Origin of the sequence: Agromyces neolithicus, assembly GCF_039529735.1 — a bacterium.
In the GTDB taxonomy this organism is placed as follows: Bacteria; Actinomycetota; Actinomycetes; order Actinomycetales; family Microbacteriaceae; genus Agromyces; species Agromyces neolithicus.
The window spans coordinates 610,154-627,282 of record NZ_BAAANJ010000001.1; the positions used below are offsets into that span (position 1 = coordinate 610,154).

13 protein-coding genes are annotated in these 17,129 nt (G+C 70.4%); 8 read left to right on the forward strand and 5 right to left on the reverse strand.

Features of this window, described 5'->3' with window-relative positions; all coding sequences use genetic code 11:
* The first annotated feature begins 199 nt into the window (after positions 1 to 199).
* The 3 genes from ABD164_RS02920 (at position 200) to ABD164_RS02930 (ending at position 4,922) form a co-directional block, all read left to right on the forward strand.
* Entirely contained in the window at positions 200 to 385 is a 186-nt protein-coding gene (locus tag ABD164_RS02920) for a hypothetical protein (RefSeq protein WP_344293207.1), read from the forward strand.
* Between the two features lie 127 nt (positions 386 to 512).
* Positions 513 to 3,536: a helix-turn-helix transcriptional regulator gene (locus tag ABD164_RS02925; RefSeq protein ID WP_344293209.1), complete on the forward strand. Its 3,024-nt coding sequence runs from the start codon at positions 513 to 515 to the stop codon at positions 3,534 to 3,536.
* A 270-nt stretch (positions 3,537 to 3,806) separates the two neighbouring features.
* Positions 3,807 to 4,922: a LacI family DNA-binding transcriptional regulator gene (locus tag ABD164_RS02930; protein ID WP_344293211.1), complete on the forward strand. Its 1,116-nt coding sequence runs from the start codon at positions 3,807 to 3,809 to the stop codon at positions 4,920 to 4,922.
* A gap of 69 nt (positions 4,923 to 4,991) precedes the next feature.
* On the opposite strand, the gene ABD164_RS02935 is transcribed toward ABD164_RS02930, so the two are convergent.
* The 5 genes from ABD164_RS02935 to ABD164_RS02955 form a co-directional block, all read right to left on the reverse strand.
* The gene (locus ABD164_RS02935) at positions 4,992 to 5,708 is read right to left on the reverse strand and encodes a DUF2652 domain-containing protein (protein WP_344293213.1); all 717 of its coding nucleotides are present in this window, start codon (positions 5,706 to 5,708) and stop codon (positions 4,992 to 4,994) included.
* A 47-nt stretch (positions 5,709 to 5,755) separates the two neighbouring features.
* Entirely contained in the window at positions 5,756 to 7,462 is a 1,707-nt protein-coding gene (locus ABD164_RS02940; RefSeq protein WP_344293215.1) for an MFS transporter, read from the reverse strand.
* A gap of 197 nt (positions 7,463 to 7,659) precedes the next feature.
* Positions 7,660 to 10,626 (reverse strand): GH32 C-terminal domain-containing protein, encoded by a 2,967-nt coding sequence (locus tag ABD164_RS02945; protein ID WP_344293217.1) that lies wholly within the window; start codon positions 10,624 to 10,626, stop codon positions 7,660 to 7,662.
* A 144-nt stretch (positions 10,627 to 10,770) separates the two neighbouring features.
* Complete coding sequence (locus ABD164_RS02950; RefSeq protein WP_344293219.1) at positions 10,771 to 11,697, reverse strand: carbohydrate kinase family protein; 927 nt, start codon at positions 11,695 to 11,697, stop codon at positions 10,771 to 10,773.
* A complete protein-coding gene (locus ABD164_RS02955; RefSeq protein WP_344293220.1) occupies positions 11,694 to 12,707 on the reverse strand; it encodes a LacI family DNA-binding transcriptional regulator in 1,014 nt (337 codons plus the stop codon). Before ABD164_RS02955 ends, ABD164_RS02950 begins: the two co-directional genes overlap by 4 nt.
* A 173-nt stretch (positions 12,708 to 12,880) precedes the next feature.
* Between ABD164_RS02955 and ABD164_RS02960 the strand changes: the two genes are divergently transcribed.
* The 5 genes from ABD164_RS02960 (at position 12,881) to ABD164_RS02980 (ending at position 17,127) form a co-directional block, all read left to right on the forward strand.
* Complete coding sequence (locus tag ABD164_RS02960) at positions 12,881 to 13,981, forward strand: substrate-binding domain-containing protein (protein ID WP_425545890.1); 1,101 nt, start codon at positions 12,881 to 12,883, stop codon at positions 13,979 to 13,981.
* Positions 13,982 to 14,112: 131 nt separating this feature from the next.
* Positions 14,113 to 15,189 carry an ABC transporter permease gene (locus tag ABD164_RS02965; protein ID WP_425545891.1) on the forward strand — a complete coding sequence of 359 codons (1,077 nt, stop codon included), beginning with the start codon at positions 14,113 to 14,115 and terminating at the stop codon, positions 15,187 to 15,189.
* Complete coding sequence (locus tag ABD164_RS02970; RefSeq protein ID WP_344293221.1) at positions 15,186 to 15,992, forward strand: ATP-binding cassette domain-containing protein; 807 nt, start codon at positions 15,186 to 15,188, stop codon at positions 15,990 to 15,992. Before ABD164_RS02965 ends, ABD164_RS02970 begins: the two co-directional genes overlap by 4 nt.
* A complete protein-coding gene (locus tag ABD164_RS02975) occupies positions 15,989 to 16,342 on the forward strand; it encodes a putative quinol monooxygenase (protein ID WP_344293222.1) in 354 nt (117 codons plus the stop codon). The genes ABD164_RS02970 and ABD164_RS02975 overlap by 4 nt, the downstream gene beginning before the upstream one ends.
* Positions 16,343 to 16,440: 98 nt before the next feature.
* Entirely contained in the window at positions 16,441 to 17,127 is a 687-nt protein-coding gene (locus tag ABD164_RS02980) for a TetR/AcrR family transcriptional regulator (protein WP_344293223.1), read from the forward strand.
* Positions 17,128 to 17,129: the final 2 nt, after the last annotated feature.

Here is a 17,129-nt window from a genome sequence, read left to right on the forward strand (position 1 = left end):
TGTCGTGCAGTTCCGCCGTGATGGTTACCACCGCACGCCCACCCGGCTCGCCTGAACCGGCCACCCCGTCCCGGCGCATCTGAGGCGCTTACGCCGCGCGGGCTTCGGAAATAGGGCGATCACCCGATGAGCCTCAGGCGCCTTAGCGAGCACGCTGAAGGCATCCGATCGCAGAGGTCGGGGAACACAGGAGGACACCGTGCAGTACTCAGCAGACTTCGTCGCCCTGCACTCGCATCACGCGAACGTGCAGGTCGCCGAGCGGCAGATGGCGTTCCGACGCGCTGCCGAAGAGCGCGGCTCGGGCGACGCGGGGGCGTCGCCCGAGCCCGCGGGCCGCCGCCACCGCGCCGCACGCCACGCGCCGCGTCTCGCGCTGCGGTGAGCGCACTCCCGGGACATCCGCAGACCCCGGCGATCGTCGAGGGCGGTCTGCCGTGACGATTCAGCCGACGGCGATCACGGATGTCCCTGCCCGTGCCGTTGTCAGTGGGGCGTGGCACCATGAGAACGTGACCACGTCAGCACCGGCGATGATCGGTCGAGACGCAGACCTCGCTTGGCTCAACCAGCGCCTCGACGAGGTGCGCGCCGGCGCGCCGTTCACCGTCATCGTCGGCGGTGAGGCGGGCATCGGCAAGACCCGGCTCATCCGTGAATTCCAGGCCGGCCTCCCAGACGACGTCCGGCTCCTCGCGGGGCAGTGCGTCGACCTCGGCAGCGTCGCGGCACCCTATGCGCCGGTCAAGACCGCGGTGCGCACGCTCATCTCCGAAGAGGGCGCCGAACGCGTGCTCGAGGCCGTCGGCCCCGGCCGCGTGGCGCTCGTCGCGCTCCTGCCCGAGCTCGCGGCGTCCGACCCTGTCACGGCCCTGTCTGCGACGCCCCCCGTCGGCCCGCAGTCCTCCTCGGGCGTCGCCACCGGCCAGTTGCACGAGGCCATCGCCGTACTGCTCGAGACCTTCTCGCGCGCGCGGCCGATCGTGTTCGTCATCGAAGACCTTCACTGGGTCGATGCCGCGACCCTCGCGTTGCTCCGGTTCCTCACGCGCGCACTCGGCTCGAGCCGAGTGCTCACAGTGCTCACGTATCGCACTGAAGACGTGACGCGGGGGCATCCGGTGCGTGACTTCCTCTCCGAGGCCGAGCGCGACCGCTGGGTCGAACGCCGCGAACTCGGTCGCCTCACCAAGGCCCAGGTGCGCAAGCTCGCGAAGTCGCTGATCGTCGACGAGGCGCCGAGCAACAGCGCACTCGAGACGGTGTTCCGGCGCAGCGACGGCGTGCCGTTCTTCGTCGAAGAACTTGTCGGCATCGACGGATGCCGCGACGAGGGCTTCGTGCCCGACACCCTGCGTGAGCTGCTGCTCGCCCGCTACGAGCGGTTGCCCGAGCCGGCGCAAGAACTGCTGCGGCTCATCTCCACCGGCGGCGTGCGCGTCTCGCACGCACTTCTCTCCGAGGTCTATACGGGCGCGGCCGACGAACTCGACGCCGCCGCGCGCCAGTGCGTGCTCTACGGCGTGCTCACCATCGAGGGCGACGACTACGCATTCCGGCACGCGCTCGTGCGCGAGGCGGTCCTCTCCGACCTGCTGCCCGGCGAACGGGCGCGATTCCACGCACGGTACGCGGCGGCCTATGAGCAGGCGGCCGCCGCGGGCACGCGTCGGCTCGCCGCCGAAATCTCGTATCACTGGCTCGGGGCGCACGACGCCGCTCGGGCATTCCCCGCCACGATGCAGGCGATGCGCGAGGCGCGTGCTGCCGCGGCGTACGCCACCGCCGCCCAACTCGGCGAGCGCGCGCTGTCGCTCTGGGACGTCGTGCCCGACCCCGTGTCCGCAGCAGGAATGGGCAAGCTCGAACTCATGGGGCGCACCGCTTCGCACCTCCGCAACGCGGGCGAGGGTGAGCGCAGCCTCGCGCTCGTGAAGGCCGCCCTCGCGGAGTGCCCGCGCGACGACCCGCAGTACCCGCGGCTGCTCCGCGACAAGGGACTCTATCTGGCCAACGTCGGCAAGCCGGGGTCGGTTGAAGTGCTCGAACAGGCGCTCGCCGCGCTCGACGCACGGGGCGACGACGGTCCGAGCGAACTACGGGCCACGACGCTCACCGCCCTCGCCGGCCGCCTCATGATCGACGGTCGTCTCGACGACGCGATCGAGTACGCTGATCGGGCGCTCGAGGTCGCCGAGGCGATCAAATCGGCACGCTACTCATCGATCGCGACGAACATCGCCGGCATCAGCCGCGCCGACCGCGGTGACGTCGAGGGTGGTCTCGCGATGCTGGAACGAGCGCGTGGGCTGGCCGATGGTGACGGCGCCGCGCTCCTGCGGTATTGGGTGAACGCGTCCGACCAGCTCTACCTCATCGGTCGCTATCCCGAGGCGGTCGCGCTCGCCGAAGAGGGCCTCGCGGCGGCTCGCGCACAGGGCGTGGAGCGCAGCTCGGGGGTGATCCTCGCCTCCAACGCCGTCGATCCGCTCTTCGCCCTCGGCGAGTGGGAGCGCGCAGAGAAGCTCATTGAGCGTGCCCTCGCGCTCGATCCGACCGCCCCGTTCGCGGTCTACATGCAGCGCGCCCGCATCTGGGGAATGCTGTGGCGCGGCGACACCGAGCGAGCCAACGAGCTGTACCGCAGCGTGCGGCCCACGATTGCGGCCATCATGGAGGTCGAGATGCAGACGCGGCTCGGCGCGGGCCGGGTGGCCACCGAACTCGCGCTGGCCAACGACGACCTCCCGGGCGCCTGGCGAGAGGCGCGCGGCATCTTCCACGACAAGCAGAGGCCCCTCGCGGGTTATGCCCTGCCGTACCTCTGGGCGGCAGCGCGCGTGGTCGCGGCGGTGCGTGCCCGGCGTGGATCGGTGACCGAGTCCGACGCCGCCGAGATCGACGAGGCCGTGCCGCGGTTCCGCTCGCTCCTCGAGCAGCTCGCGTACTGGCCGACGCACGCGGTCTGGGCACCGCTCTTCGAGGCCGAACTGGCCGCGGCCGTCGAAGGTGCCGGCGCCGGTGTGCCGGGCACAGACATCGCTGCGTGGCGCAGCGCCGTCGAGGCGGTCGCCGCGCCCGCCGCCCCCGGGTTCCTCGCGCCCTACGCCCTGCTCCGTCAGGGCGAGGCCGAGCTGGCGGCCGCCGATCGCGCGGCCGCGCGCACGTCATTGCAGGCGGCACTCGAGCTCGCCGAGACAGGCGGTGTCACGGCCGTGCACGATCGCGTCGCACGGCTGGCGTCGACGGCCGGCATCGCCCTCGACGGGGTGGGCGGCGGTGCGGGCCTCGCGGTCGCCGCCGGTGGCATCGCCGGTTCTGTGGCATCCGACGCCGACGTGCTCGCGGCAGCCGAGCTCACCGCACGTGAGCGGCAGGTGCTCGAGCTGCTCGCCGAGGGGCTCAGCAACCGCCAGATCGGCGAGCGACTCTTCATCAGCGCCAAGACCGCGAGCGTGCACGTCTCGGCGATCCTGCGCAAGCTCGGCGCGGCGACCCGCACCGAGGCCGCCTACCGTGCGGGTGCGCTGCGCTGAGCACGCAGGTCGGAATCGGCGCGAGAGTGCCGTTTCGGCGGCACCGGTTGCGCACTCCTGCGCCGATTCCGTACTTGGTTGCGCAAGTCCGAGTCCGCGCCCGCGCCCGCGCCCGCGCCCGCGAGTCGCCGAGTCACCCCGAATCGTCGCTCATCGCGTTCCGAGGCGACGATTTCGGGTGACTCGCGGAATGGGGTCTGGCACTCCGAACGGTGCTGCGTTGCGACATCCGCTCGCCCTCACGGTATCGGCGCCGATAGCCTGAGCGCCATGGACGCGGGCCACGGTGATGAGCAGGCGGATCGACGCCGGCGCACGACCCCCGCCGGGCGCACGACCCCCGCCCAGCCGGCAAGTCTTGCCGAGGTCGCCGCCGCGGCCGGGGTGTCGCCCTCCACGGTGTCGCACGCCCTGAACGGAACCCGTGCCGTTCGTACCGAGACGCGCGATCGTGTCGTGCGGGCGGCCGAGCAACTCGGGTACGTGCAGAATCGAACCGCGCGCGCGAAGCGCCGCACGGCAGTCGTGGGACTGGTCTTCGACAACCTCGCGGGGTCGCCGTTCGCCGGGCGCATCATCGGTGGGGCGCAGGAGGTGGCGCGCGAGCGTGGCACGCTGCTGCAGATCGTCGATGCCGGCGGAGATCCCGAGTTCGAGATGCACCATCTGCGCTCGTTCGCCGAGCGCGGGGTCGACGGGATCCTGATCGCGCGCGGCGCTCACGAAGAGGTCGAGCGCCCCGACGGCATCGGTGACGTCCCGGTGGTCCTCGTCGACGCGGTGCCCGCGCCCGGGTGGCCGGTGCCTTCGGTCGCTCCCGACGAGCACGCGATCGCCGAGGCCGCCGTCGCCCACCTGCTCGCGGCCGGTCATCGACGGCTCGCATTCATCACCGCCGAGGGTGACACGCCCGTCACGCGGGGGCGCCATGCCGGATTCCGCTCGGCGATCGAGTGGGCCGGGCTCTACGACCGGGACGCGGTGGTCGAGCGCACCAGTCCTGATGCGGCGGGCGGCCGGCGCATGGGTCGGCGGCTGCTCGACCACCCCTCGGGCGACCGCCCGACGGCCATCTTCTGCCACAACGACCAAGTGGCCATGGGTGTGTACCAAGCGGCCGAGGCGGTCGGGCTCGAGGTGCCGCGCGATTGCTCGGTCGTGGGGGTCGACGACCTCGAGGTCGTTGCGGCGGCGCTCGATCCCGGCCTCACGAGCGTGGCGTTGCCGCACCGCGAGATGGGCCGGCGAGCGATGGCTGCGCTGCTCGAGTGCATCGCAGGCAGGGCAGCGGATGTCTCGGGGCCGGTGCTGCTCGCGGGGGAACTCGTCGAACGCCGTTCGGTGGCACCGCCGAGGCGGCTCATGGGTTGGTTGAACCGGCGCTGAGCAGCCGGACGGCCCGGGCGGCCGGACGGCCGGACGCGGCCAGACGGCCGATCAGCCGGATGCCCGAGTTCAGCGAGCGGGAACCTCGCGGCGGGACCGACGCAGGCCGAGTTGGTACGGCAGGCCGAGGCCCGCCGCCGCGAAGGTCCTGCCGAGGCGCCGGTGCCACGACGGCCCGGGCAGTGGCGGAAGGCCGCCGTCGAGTTCGCCGATGTCGAGAAAGTACGCACGCACGGTTCCGATGCCCTCGAGCTCTTGCGAGATCTCGTGCGCTTCACCGGGGATCGACGCCTCGCCGGCAGAATAGAGCTGTTCGGAGAGCAGCACGTACTCGGGGATGTCGACCGGGTTCTTCAGCATGCGGTGCACGTGGATGACGTCGATGCCGACGAGTTTGTGCCGCTTCTGGATGGTCTGGGTGGCGACATCGCCGATGTGCGCAACGAACTTCAACTTGAGATTCTCTGCCTCTTTGCAGCCCGCGCAGGGGCAGAGGTTCGTCGCCACGTTCTGGCGCTCGAGATGGAATGCCCGATGCATGGCGACGGCGGCCTGCAGGATCTCGGTGACCGTGGCCTCGTCGCCGCGCGAATCGGCCTTGCGCGAGAGGAAGGCCGCATCGCCCTCGATCTCGATGAGCTCGTAGCCGGGTGCGGCGTCGATCATCTTGTCGAGCATGCGCGCGGTGTTGACCTCGGCGTGCGAGAGGCTGAACCGGTGCGTGCTCATGTAGTCGGTGTAGCCACCGATGTCGGCGATCAGCAACACGGCTCGCCCGGATTCCATGCCCTAGGTTCCCACCTCAGCCGGTGCTCCACAACGGGGGGATGCGCTCATTGCGACGCCGCCGGAGGTTCGTCGGACGGTTCCTCGAACGGCTCCCTCGGCTCGTAGCGCTGCAGCAGGTCGTCGACATCGGTCGCAGCCTGCTGGGCGCTCGGCGTGTAGCCGAGGATGACGGGCAGGAATCGGTCGGAGCTCAGCGCCCGCAACCGCAGGGCGCTCTTGGCCACCACGGTCGCGGTTCGGCGCGTGCGGCGCAGCAGCGCGATCTCACCGAAGCCCTCACCCGGTCGCAGCGTCGCCACGACGTGTCCGTCGCCGACCACGTCGACCTCGCCCGACTCGATCAGGTAGTACCGGTCGCCGATATCGCCCTGCGTGAAGACCACCTGCTCGGCCGGCACGACCACCGGCTCGAGCCCCCGGGCGAGCTGCTCGACCGCGGGCAGCGGAAGGGTGCCGAACATCGACACCTTCTGCAGCAGTCCGATCTCGGTGTCGAGCACGTCGACCGACCGGTCGAGCGATCGCAATCGCCGCCAGGAGACGACCGCCAGTACCGGGCAGAGCAACCCGATCGCGATGAGCGCGGGCTGGATGCCCAGCCACTCGACCAACGACGCGGCGACGACGGCACCGATGCCGATGAACACCGCCACGAGGCTCTCGAGCACGCCGAAGACACGGGCGAGCACCTCGTCGGGAGCCATCCTGGCGATCAGCGTGAAGCCGGCGAGATCGATCAGGGCGTTGCCCACGCCGATGAACGCCAGCACGCCCAGCGCCGCCGACTGGTGCGGGACGATGGCGACGAGGGTGAGCGGCAACCCCCAGAGGCCGACCCCGACTGCGAACCAGGCGCCCAGTCGTCCCGATCCGACGAGCAGCGACGCCGCGAGCGACCCGAGCACCGCGCCCACACCGACCGCGGTCATCAGCGCGCCGACGCCGGGCTCTCCGGTGCCCAGCAGCTCGATCGCGACCACCACCGAGAACACGGTGAGCGCACCGCGGGTGAGGGCCTGCGCCGCAGCGAGGCCGAGGATGAGCGTCAGGTCGCGGTTCTGCGCGACCGTGCGCACGCCCTCGACCGCCTCGCGTGCCAGATTGGGGCGGCTCGGCGCGGGCGGCCGCGGCGGGGCGTCGTAACGCAACCCCACGAGCAGGGCCGCCGCCAGCAACGACGCGCCCGCCGCGACCCAGAACACGACGTCGACCCCGGTGAACTGCAGCAGGATCGCCGCCACCAGTGGGCCGACGAGCGTGGCCGCCGAGTCGAGCAGACCCCGCACCATGTTGGCGCTCGCGAGCTCGTATCCGGTGCGGCACAGCGACGGCAGCAGGGCGGAGTGCGCCGGGCGGTAGAGGGTGGCTGCGACCGTCGACAGCACGGCGAGCGCGTAGATGACTGCCGATGGTCCTGAGAATGCGACGACCATCGCAGCCGCGGCGGTCGCGGCGCCGCGCACGACCGACACGAGGATGAGCACGCGCTCGCGGCGCCCGCGGTCGGCGATCGGCGACAGCAGCGGGGCGAGGATCGCCGACGGCACCATGCGCAGCAGGCCCACGAGCCCTACGGCCGCAGCGCCGCCGTCACGGTAGGCGACGATGCCGAGCGCCACGGTGAAGGCCCACTCGGCGGTCCACGCGCCGAGAAAGCTCAGCTGCGCGCGGCGCAGGTTGCGGTTGCGCCAATTGCTCGTGAAGGCGGCGCCGGCCATGCCGAGCCTGCTGCGGCTGCCGTCGACGCTCATGGGGAAGACTCTAGGGTCAGGGTCCGCCGCCTACCACCCCCACAGTGCGGTACCCGGCGACCTCGAGGTCAGCTGCGAAGACAAGGTGCGGTTACCGCGGGAACGGCGGATGTCCCGGGGTCGGCCGGCCCCGGGACATCCGTTCGCCCGGCGGAGCGGGGCGCGATGGTCAGCAGCACCGCACCCCGCCTGCCGGCTCAGCCGGCGACGCGCACGATGAGGCTTCCCCCGTCGGTCGTCCCCGCCGAGTTCTCGAGCTCGACCGAGTACCGGTGCTCGCCGGGCGCGGCATCCGTGATCGAGAACTCGACGACCCGCTCGCTCTCGGCCGAACGGTACACGCGTCCGATCACCGAGCCGTCCTCGACGAGCCGCACCACGGTCGTGGGCTGGCCCTTGGCGACCTTGACCTTCACGACGTAGTCGCCGTCGGCGTCGGGCCCGCTGCGCGGGCCGGTGAGCGCCGAGACCTCGGCCGCCGCCGGCGCGCCCGTCGCATCGTCGACACCCGCCTCCTTGTACATCGCGCCGTGCAGCGGCGTCACCGTGAGAGACTCGAGCGTCGCGCCGTCACCGTCGGCCCAGAGGCCGATCGCGTCGGCACCCGCATTCGGGAACACCTGATCGGTGATCGTCGTGCGCCCGTCGGCCGTGAACACCTCGACCGACGAGCGGTCGACGTAGAGGCTCAGCGCGATCGTGCCGTCGTCGCTGAGCGCAACCGGTGCGTCGTCGAGCGAGGCGAACGCCGGGTGGAAGCCCGTGTTCCCAGAATCGCGTCGGTCCACGAAGAGCCGGCCCGATGCCGCGTCGTACCCGATGCGCGTCGACGCCTCGTCGTCGCCGAGCACGCTCAGGCCGACCGCCTCGGCGTCACCGGGCCGCAGCACCGCGTCGATGCGCACCACATCGCCCGACACGGGCAGCGTCTCGGCGCCGTCGGCGATCGGTCGCGAGGCATCCGTGTACGCCAGATCGGTCTGCTCGAGCTCTGCGAACTCGGGCACGACCTGCTGCGCCAGACGCGGCCCCTCGGGCGTCGACAGGAGTCGCACGTCACGGGGCAGCGTGTTCGCGCTGCGCCACGAGCCGGTCGGGATGTCGTTCGCGTAGTCCCAGTTGTTCATCCAGCCGAGCGTTACCCGGCGCCCGTCGGGCGCGTTGCCGAACGACACGGTGGCGTAGTAGTCGCGCCCCCAGTCGAGCCAGTCGTACGCCTCGATGCGCGGCTCGGCCGCGACATCAGAGAACATCACCTGGTCGACGAGCACGTGGCCCCAGCCGAACCGGTTGTTGTCGACGATGCGAACGGATGCCTCGTGCCCGGCGAACTCCGCGACGTTCCAGCTCACCCAGTCGAGGTTCTCGCTGTTGCGCCCGGTCGCGGTGCGCACGACCTCACCGTCGACGACGAGGCTCACGCTCGTCTCCTCCGAGCGCGGCAGCGCCGGCTCGGCGCCGAGCACGAGGTGGTCGACCGTGAGGTGACCCCAGCCACCGGTCGCCTCGTCGTGAATCTGCAACTGCGCGTCGCTGCCCGCGAACTCGGCGACGTCCCACGACTGCCAGTTCAGCGCGCCACCCTCGGGGCCGTACGCCGTGCGCACGACCTCGCTGTCGACGAGCAGCCGTGCCTCGAGCGTGCCGTCGAAGCGCTTGCCGCCGCCGAGGAGGAACGACAGGTGGTTCTCACCGGGCTGGATCGTGAACGCCGGCGAGGTGAGGTCACCCAGGTTGGTGTCGCCGTACGGCCCGGACTCGAACGTATTGATGCGCTTCTGGCCGATGTAATAGTCGCCGCCCTGCGTCGACGGGCTGCGGCTCGGGTCGATCGCGAAGTCACCCGTCGCCGCCCAGCCAGTGTCGGCGAGGGTCGTGCCGTCGGGGAACTCGAAGCCGTCGAACAGCAGCCGCCCGGCGGGCGGCTCGTTGCCGAGCTGGGTGCCGTCGACGTGCGGGTGGTTGCCGCCGCCCACGAGCAGGTTCACGAAAGGCTTGTCGATGGTGAACGTCGGCGACTCGAGCGCGCCCACCGGCCAGTCGAAGTCGTTGAATCCGTTCACGAGGCCGACGCCGATGAAGCCCGACACGGTGTTCTGACCGGGCAGCGTACCTGGTGCGGGGGCAGTGCCCCACGGCCCATTCGCCCAGTTGCCGGGCTCGTTGCCGACAGCCCAGTCGCCCCACGTTCCGTCATCGAACCCGGCGAAGAGGTCGCCGGCCGGCACCGCGCCATCCGCCACCGTGCTCTCGGACGTGAAGGTGGTGCCGTCGAACTCGCCCACGAAGTACTGGCCGCCCGAGCCACCGGCGACGGAGCCGGGGTTCAGGTTCACGACCATGACCCACTTCGTGTTCGCCGGGTCGCCGTCGACGGCGAGCGGGAACAGGTCGGGGCACTCCCAGATGCCGCCGGCCGCGTTCGCCGGGCCGAAGTCGCTGAGGTGGGTCCAGGTCTTCAGGTCGTCGCTGCGCGAGAGCACGACCTTGTACTGCAGCGCCTCGACGGCCGCCATGACCCAGTACGACTCGCCGGTCTCGGGGTTCGTGTAGCGGAAGACCTTCGGGTCGCGGAAGTTCGCGGAGGCGCGGTCGTACACGGGGTTGCCCTCGTACTTCGTCCAGGTCTGCCCGTGGTCGAGGCTGTAGGCCAACGACTGCGCCTGCCGGCCTGCAAGGGTCGGGTGCGCAGGCGTGTACGCGCTCGTGTAGACCGCCACCATGGGCGGGTTCTCGGCCGTGCCGAAGCCGCTCGTGTTCTGCTCGTCGATCACGACCGAGCCCGAGAAGATGTCCTCGATGGCGGTGCCGTTCTCATCGAACGTCTGCGGGATGGTGAGCGGCTGCTGCTCCCAGTGCACGAGGTCGGTGCTCGTGGCGTGCCCCCAGCTCATGTTGCCCCAGCGGGTGCCCGACGGGTTGTGCTGGAAGAACAGGTGCCATGTGCCGTCGTCGTACACCATGCCGTTGGGGTCGTTCATCCAGTTCCGTTCCGGCGAGAAATGCAGGTACGGCCGGTACTGCTCAGCGGCCGGGTCGGGGCTCTCGTCGGCCACCGCGGGAATGGTGCCGGCCAGGCCCGCCGCGAACCCGGCTATGACGGCGGCGGTCAATCCTGTGCGCCATCGTGACGTACCTTTGCGCCACGGTGATTTCGTGGTCATATCTTTTTTCGCCCTTCATTGCGCGAGTCACAGTCACGCCGGGACATCGTTGTCAGTCAACGGCGGCGATGTTACGCAGTGTCCGGCGGACAATGCAAGGCTTCGCGAACATCACGTCTGCGAAGCCCCACCGGGGGCGGCGGGTCAGCTCGGATACGGGTTCGTCTGCGTCGGGACCCGCAGCAGCGCGCCCTCGTGGCGCACCGTAGCGGCCGCGATCGTCATCGCCTCGCGCAGGGTCTGCGCCCAGGCGTCGGTCGACTGCGGCACGCCGTGAACCGCGATGTGATGCACCACCGCAGAGAGCGTGGCGTCGCCGGCACCCATGGTGTCGACGACGGGCCCAGGCAGCGCAACGATGTTCTCGTGCACGCTCGCGTCACCGGCGTGCACCGTGGCACCGTCGCTCCCGGCGGTCGCGAGAATCGCACCGCGTGCGCCGCCCGCCCGCAGTCGCTCGACGAAGGCATCGAGGGTATCGCCGAGCAACAGGGCTGCGTCTTCGTCGCCCACCTTCACGAGCAGCGACCGTGCGGCGAAGTCCTCGAAATTGGCGAGGAACGCGACCCGGTCGGCGAGCATGCCCGATCGCGGATTGCCGTCGACGACGAGGCGTTCACCGGCCCGTTCGATCGCGCCGACCAGCGCGGCGTACTGCTCGCCGTCGTCGAACGGATAGCAGCTCACCACGACGAGGTCCGCATCGTCGAGTGCCGTGCGGGTCGCGTCGTCGAACCGGATGCGCCGCCGCCTCGCGGCCTCGTTGAATTCGTAGCGCGGCTCGCCGCCGTCGGACCGGTCGGACACCGCCCGCGAGGTGCCGTGTTCGGACGGGCTCTCGACCAGGTGCACGCCGTAGTCGTGCAGGTAGGCGCGGATGCGCTCGGCCGGCTCGTCGGCACCGAGCATGGCGATGAGCGTCACGTCTTCGCCCAGCAGTGCGAGGCCGACGGCCACGTTGAGGGCGGCGCCGCCGACGAACTCGCGCGACCCGTGCGGATCGCGGAGTTCGTCGATCAGGGCATCGCCGACGACGGTGACCCGTCTCGGCGAAGGGCTCGCCACGGTCATGCGATCAGCCTTCCCGTCGGCGGCGCGATTTCGCCGGAACCGCGTTCGATCAGTCGCGTGGGCACGATCGTGCGGGCGGCAGGGGAGGTGTCGCCGTCGAGTCGGGCGAACACGCGCTCTGCGGCGATGCGCCCGATCTGTTGCGGATCTTGTGCGACGACGGTGATGCCGGGGTCGAGCAGGTCGGCGAGCGGCAGATCGTCGAACCCGACGAGCGCGATCTCGCGGTGGCGCCCGAGCTCGCGTAATGCGTGAATGACGCCGAGCGATACGAGGTTCTGGCTCGAGAAGACGGCGGTCGGCGGATTCGGGGCATCGAAGAGCGCCAGGGTCGCAGTGCGCGCCGACTCGGCGTCGTGCAGTCCTTCGATGACGGGCAGGTCACGCGTCGCGACGCCGGCGCGGCCGAGTTCCTCGAGAAAGCCGCGGCGACGCTCGCGGGCGGTCTGGATGACGGGTCGGTCGCCGAGGTAGGCGACGCGGCGGTGCCCGTGCTCGAGCAGGTGCCGGGTTGCGAGGGCGGCACCCTCGGCATTGTCGCTGACGACCGAGTCGGAGGTGATGCCGGCGGGCTCACGGTCGACGAAGACGACGGGGGTGCCCCGGCGGAGCTCGGGTGCGAGGTAGTCCTGGCTCTCGGTGACCGTCGTGAGGATCAGCCCGTCGACGCGCCGACGGAGGAATGCCGACACCGCCTCCTGTTCGCGCGTGGGGTCGTCGTCGAGGCTCGACGCGAAGACGGCCACGCCGCGGGCGAGCGCGGCGTCTTCGACGGCGCGGTGCACGGCGCCGGCGAACGGGTTGTCGACGCTGCCGACGAGCAACCCCAGGGTGCGCGTGCGCCCGTCGGCGCGACGAAGGTTTCCGGCGTGCACGTCGGGTTGGTAGTCGAGGGTACGGGCTGCGGCATTGACCTTCGCGATCGTCGCGGCCGAGACGTTCGGCTCGCCGTTGATGACGCGCGAGACGGTCTTCACACCGACCCCGGCGAGGGCGGCGACATGCCGCATCGTCGGGCGGGAGCGTGCGCCTTCTGCTGCGGAACTCGAATCTGACAACGGTGTCACGGTGTGTTCTCCAATGTGCAAGATGGACTTGACTATACACATCATCATGGTCTAAACCTGTCTATGACATCGTTGTCAGGGTGACAACGGTCACCCACACCAGAGGAGATTCATCGATGAATCGCACAGCTCCCGCGGCGTTCCGTCGCCGCATGATCATGGTCGGCTCGCTCACCGCGGCCGCTGCACTCGCCTTCACCGGATGCGCCTCGAGCGGATCCGGATCGGGCTCCGACGCGGGCGGTGACGACCCCATCGGCGTCTCGCTCATCGTCAAGACCACCACCAATCCGTTCTTCGTCGCGATGCAAGATGGCGCTGAAGCGGCGGCCGCCGACCTGGGCGTCGACCTCACCATGGCCGCCGGCAAGGAGGACGGCGACGAGGACACCCAGATCCAGGCGATCGAGAACGCCATCTCGAAGGGCGACGCGGGCATCCTCATCACGCCGAACGGCCCCGCCGTCGAAGACGCGCTCGTGAAGGCCCGCGACGCCGGCCTCTACGTGATCGCGCTCGACACGCCGCCGGGCGACCCCGAGTCGGTCGACATCACCTTCGCGACCGACAACTTCCAGGCGGGCCAGGAGATCGGCAAGTGGGCCGCCGCGAAGCTCGACGGTGAGAAGGCCACGATCGCGCTCGTCGACCTGTTCGACGACAAGGTCGTGTCCGTCGACGTCAACCGCGACCAGGGCTTCCTCGACGGCATGGGCATCGACACCGCCGACGCCGCGGCCAATGGCGACGAGGAGGCCACCGGCACGTACAGCGGTGGCGACTACGAGATCGTCGGCAACGAGGCATCCCAGGGTGCCGAAGACGGCGGTCGCACCGCGGCCGAGACGCTGATCTCGAAGAATCCCGACATCAACGTCGTCTACACGATCAACGAGCCGGCGGCCTACGGAGCGTATGAGGCGTTCAAGGCGGCCGGAGCCACCGACGACCTCATCGTGGTCTCGGTCGACGGCGGTTGTGCCGGAATCGACGCGGTGAAGGAGGGCATCATCGGCGCGACGAGCCAGCAGTACCCGGTGAAGATGGCCGAACTCGGCGTGCAGGCGATCTTCGACCTGGTCGAGACGGGCGAGGTCCCCGAGAACAGTGCGGGCCTCGACTTCTTCAACACCGGCGTGGCGCTGGTGACCGACGACCCGCAGGACGGCGTCGAATCGATCGACACCGCCGAGGGCGGCGAGATCTGCTGGGGCTGAGCTCTCGGCACCACACGTGATCGGTGCGGGTCGGTGACGAATGCAACGGGCTGCGCCCCGAGCCTCCGAACTCTCCCGGCCCGCACCGCATCACCCCGACACAGTCCCATCTGAAGACGGAGAACCACAACGTGAGTCAGCACACGACCGACCCGGCGCCCGGCGCGTCGGGGCAACGCGCAGGCGAGCCGCCCACCGCGGCGCTCGACCTGGCCGAGGAGTTCCTCGACCGCACCACCCCGCTCAGCCGCATCCGCAACGTCCTGCACCGATACCCGGCGATCAGCCCGGCCATCGTGCTCGTCGTCGCAGTGATCGTGTTCGGGCTCCTCAATGACCGGTTCCTCGATCCAGCGAACCTCTCGCTCATCACGCAGCAGGTCGCCGTGGTCGGCACGCTGGCCGTTGCGCAGACCCTCATCATCCTCACCGCGGGCATCGACCTGTCGGTCGGCGCGGTGATGGTGCTCAGCTCGATGGTGATGGCGCAGACGACGGTGCAGTTGGGCGTCCCGGCGATGATCGGCCTCTTCCTGGGCCTCGTCGTCGGCCTCGCCGCCGGCGCGTTCAACGGGTTCCTCGTCACGCGCCTGAAGCTGCCGCCCTTCATCGTCACCCTCGGCACGCTCAGCATCTTCGTCGCGCTCACCCTGCTCTACTCGGGCGGCGCGACGGTACGCGGCGGCGAGATGCCCGAGCTGCTCACCGCGATGGGCGCGACGTTCAACATCGGTGGCGTCAACTTCACGGTCGGCGTGCTCATGATGCTGCTGCTCTACGTCGTGGTCGCGCTCATCCTGTCGAAGACCGCGTGGGGCCGCCACGTGTACGCGGTCGGCGACGACCCCGAGGCCGCCCGCCTCGCCGGCATCAGCGTCAACCGCGTGCTGATGAGCGTCTACCTCGCGGCCGGGGCGATCCTCGCGCTCGGCGCATGGATCCAGATCGGACGCACCAACGCTGCCTCGCCCAACGCGGGGGCCGAACTCAACCTCGACTCGATCACCGCCGTCGTCATCGGCGGCACAAGCCTCTTCGGCGGTCGCGGCACCGTGTGGGGCACCCTGCTCGGCGCGCTCATCGTCGGCGTATTCCGCAACGGGCTCTCACTCGCCGGGCTCGACGTGCTCTGGCAGACGTTCGCGGTCGGCGTGCTCATCATCGTCGCCGTCTCCGTCGACCAGTGGATCCGAAAGGTACGCAAATGACCGACACCATCGCATCCGACGCTCCGGGCGCCTCGCCTGACGAGACGCCGACGCCGATCCTGCGCGCCCGACGGCTCGTGAAGACGTTCGGCCGAGTCGTCGGCCTCGACGGGGTGAGCCTCGAGCTCTACCCCGGCGAGGTGCTCGCCGTCATCGGCGACAACGGCGCCGGAAAGTCGACGCTCATCAAGTGCCTCACCGGCGCCGAGATCCCCGACGAGGGCGAGATCTTCCTCGACGGCAAGCCGGTGGACTTCAAGCGCCCGCAGGACGCTCGCGCCGCCGGCATCGAGACGGTCTACCAGAACCTCGCGGTCTCGCCCGCGCTCGACGTCGCAGCGAACCTGTTCCTCGGCCGCGAGAAGCGCAAGAAGGGCATTCTCGGCTCGGTCTTCCGTGTGGTCGACCAGAAGGGCATGCGCGAGAAGGCTCGCGCCGAGCTGAGGGAGCTCGGCATCACGACGCTGCAGGACGTCACGGTGCCCGTCGAGAACCTCTCGGGCGGCCAGCGCCAGGCCGTCGCCGTGGCACGCGCCGCGGCGTTCGGGTCGAAGGTCGTCGTGCTCGACGAGCCCACTGCGGCCCTGGGAGTGCGCGAGTCGAACCAGGTGCTCGAGCTCATCAAGAACCTGCGCGACCGCGGCATCCCGGTGATCCTCATCTCGCACAACATGCCGCACGTCTTCGACGTCGCCGATCGCATCCACATCCAGCGACTCGGCAAGCGTGCGGCGACGATCACGCCCGAGTCGCACTCGATGACCGACGCCGTCGCGATCATGACGGGTGCGGCTCGCGCGTGAGATGGTCGAGCGCCGAGGGCAGGGTCGAGCTCGTCGCCCGCTTCACCGCCCTGCCCGGACGCGAGGAGGAGGTCGCACGCCTCCTCCTCGCGCTCGCTGCCAACGTGCGCGAAGAGCCCGGATGCCTCGCCTTCGAGGCGTACCGCGTCGGGCCGGCGCCCTCCGGGTCGGGCGCGACCGCCGAGCCTGTGCCGGCCGGCACCGGGTTCGTTGTGCTCGAGGCCTACCGCGACGAAGCCGCATTCGCCGAACACCTCGCCGCCGAGCACGGCGCCGAGTTCAACGCCGCCCTCGCTCCGCTCATTATCGAGGACGGATCGGTCCTCACGTTCATGTCGCTCCTCGGCTGACCCGATCCGCGCATCGGCTCGCGCATCGACGACGCTGGTCGCCCGGGAGCGCGCGCGGCCATAGGCTCGTAGGACATGAATCACGAGCACGCCCGAGCATGAGACCCGGCCCCCGACGCAGCCTCACCCACGCTGAGATCCTCGATGCCGCCTTCGACCTGCTCGAGGCCAAGGGCTTCGCGGCGGTCTCGGTGCGGGGCGTCGCCGGCTCGCTCGGCATCACGCCGACCGCGCTCTACACCTATTACCCGAGCAAGCGCGCGCTGCTGCGCGGCATGATCGAGCACCTGCTCGCGCGACTCGACGTGGGCGCCGATGAGCACGTCGCAGTCACCGGCGCGACCACGGTCGACGCGGTGCGCGCCCGTGTGCTGCGCATCGCACTCTCGCTGCGCGAACTGCTGGCGGGGCACGCGGGCGCCCTCGAACTCATCATGAGCGGCCCCCTCGACGGGCCGAACGCCATGCGGCTCGACGAAGCCCTGCTCGAGTCGTTCGCGACCGCCGGGCTCGCGCTCGACGACGCCGCGCCGGCCGTCTACGCAGTACGGGCGTACGCGTTCGGATCGATCGCGCTGCAATCGGCCGAGGTCGACGTCGAAGCCGACGCTGCGGCATCCGAACCGCTGATCAAGACGGATGTCCCGGGCGCGGCCCTCTGGACCGATCTCGCGCGGTTTCCCCTCACTGAGCAGGCGGCCACCGTCACGGCGCAGCGTAACTCGACCGCGCAGTTCGTGTGGGGCGTCGAGAGATTGCTCGACGGCCTGCTCGCCCGCGGCTGAGT

What these genes read in the sequence shown, in the direction of transcription:
- ABD164_RS02930 (WP_344293211.1), top strand. Translation starts at nt 3,807, where the DNA reads ATGGACGCGGGCCACGGTGATGAGCAGGCGGATCGACGCCGGCGCACG.
- ABD164_RS02935 (WP_344293213.1), bottom strand. Translation starts at nt 5,708, where the DNA reads ATGGAATCCGGGCGAGCCGTGTTGCTGATCGCCGACATCGGTGGCTAC.
- ABD164_RS02940 (WP_344293215.1), bottom strand. Translation starts at nt 7,462, where the DNA reads ATGAGCGTCGACGGCAGCCGCAGCAGGCTCGGCATGGCCGGCGCCGCC.
- ABD164_RS02945 (WP_344293217.1), bottom strand. Translation starts at nt 10,626, where the DNA reads ATGACCACGAAATCACCGTGGCGCAAAGGTACGTCACGATGGCGCACA.
- ABD164_RS02950 (WP_344293219.1), bottom strand. Translation starts at nt 11,697, where the DNA reads ATGACCGTGGCGAGCCCTTCGCCGAGACGGGTCACCGTCGTCGGCGAT.
- ABD164_RS02955 (WP_344293220.1), bottom strand. Translation starts at nt 12,707, where the DNA reads ATGCGGCATGTCGCCGCCCTCGCCGGGGTCGGTGTGAAGACCGTCTCG.
- ABD164_RS02960 (WP_425545890.1), top strand. Translation starts at nt 12,881, where the DNA reads ATGAATCGCACAGCTCCCGCGGCGTTCCGTCGCCGCATGATCATGGTC.
- ABD164_RS02970 (WP_344293221.1), top strand. Translation starts at nt 15,186, where the DNA reads ATGACCGACACCATCGCATCCGACGCTCCGGGCGCCTCGCCTGACGAG.
- ABD164_RS02980 (WP_344293223.1), top strand. Translation starts at nt 16,441, where the DNA reads ATGAGACCCGGCCCCCGACGCAGCCTCACCCACGCTGAGATCCTCGAT.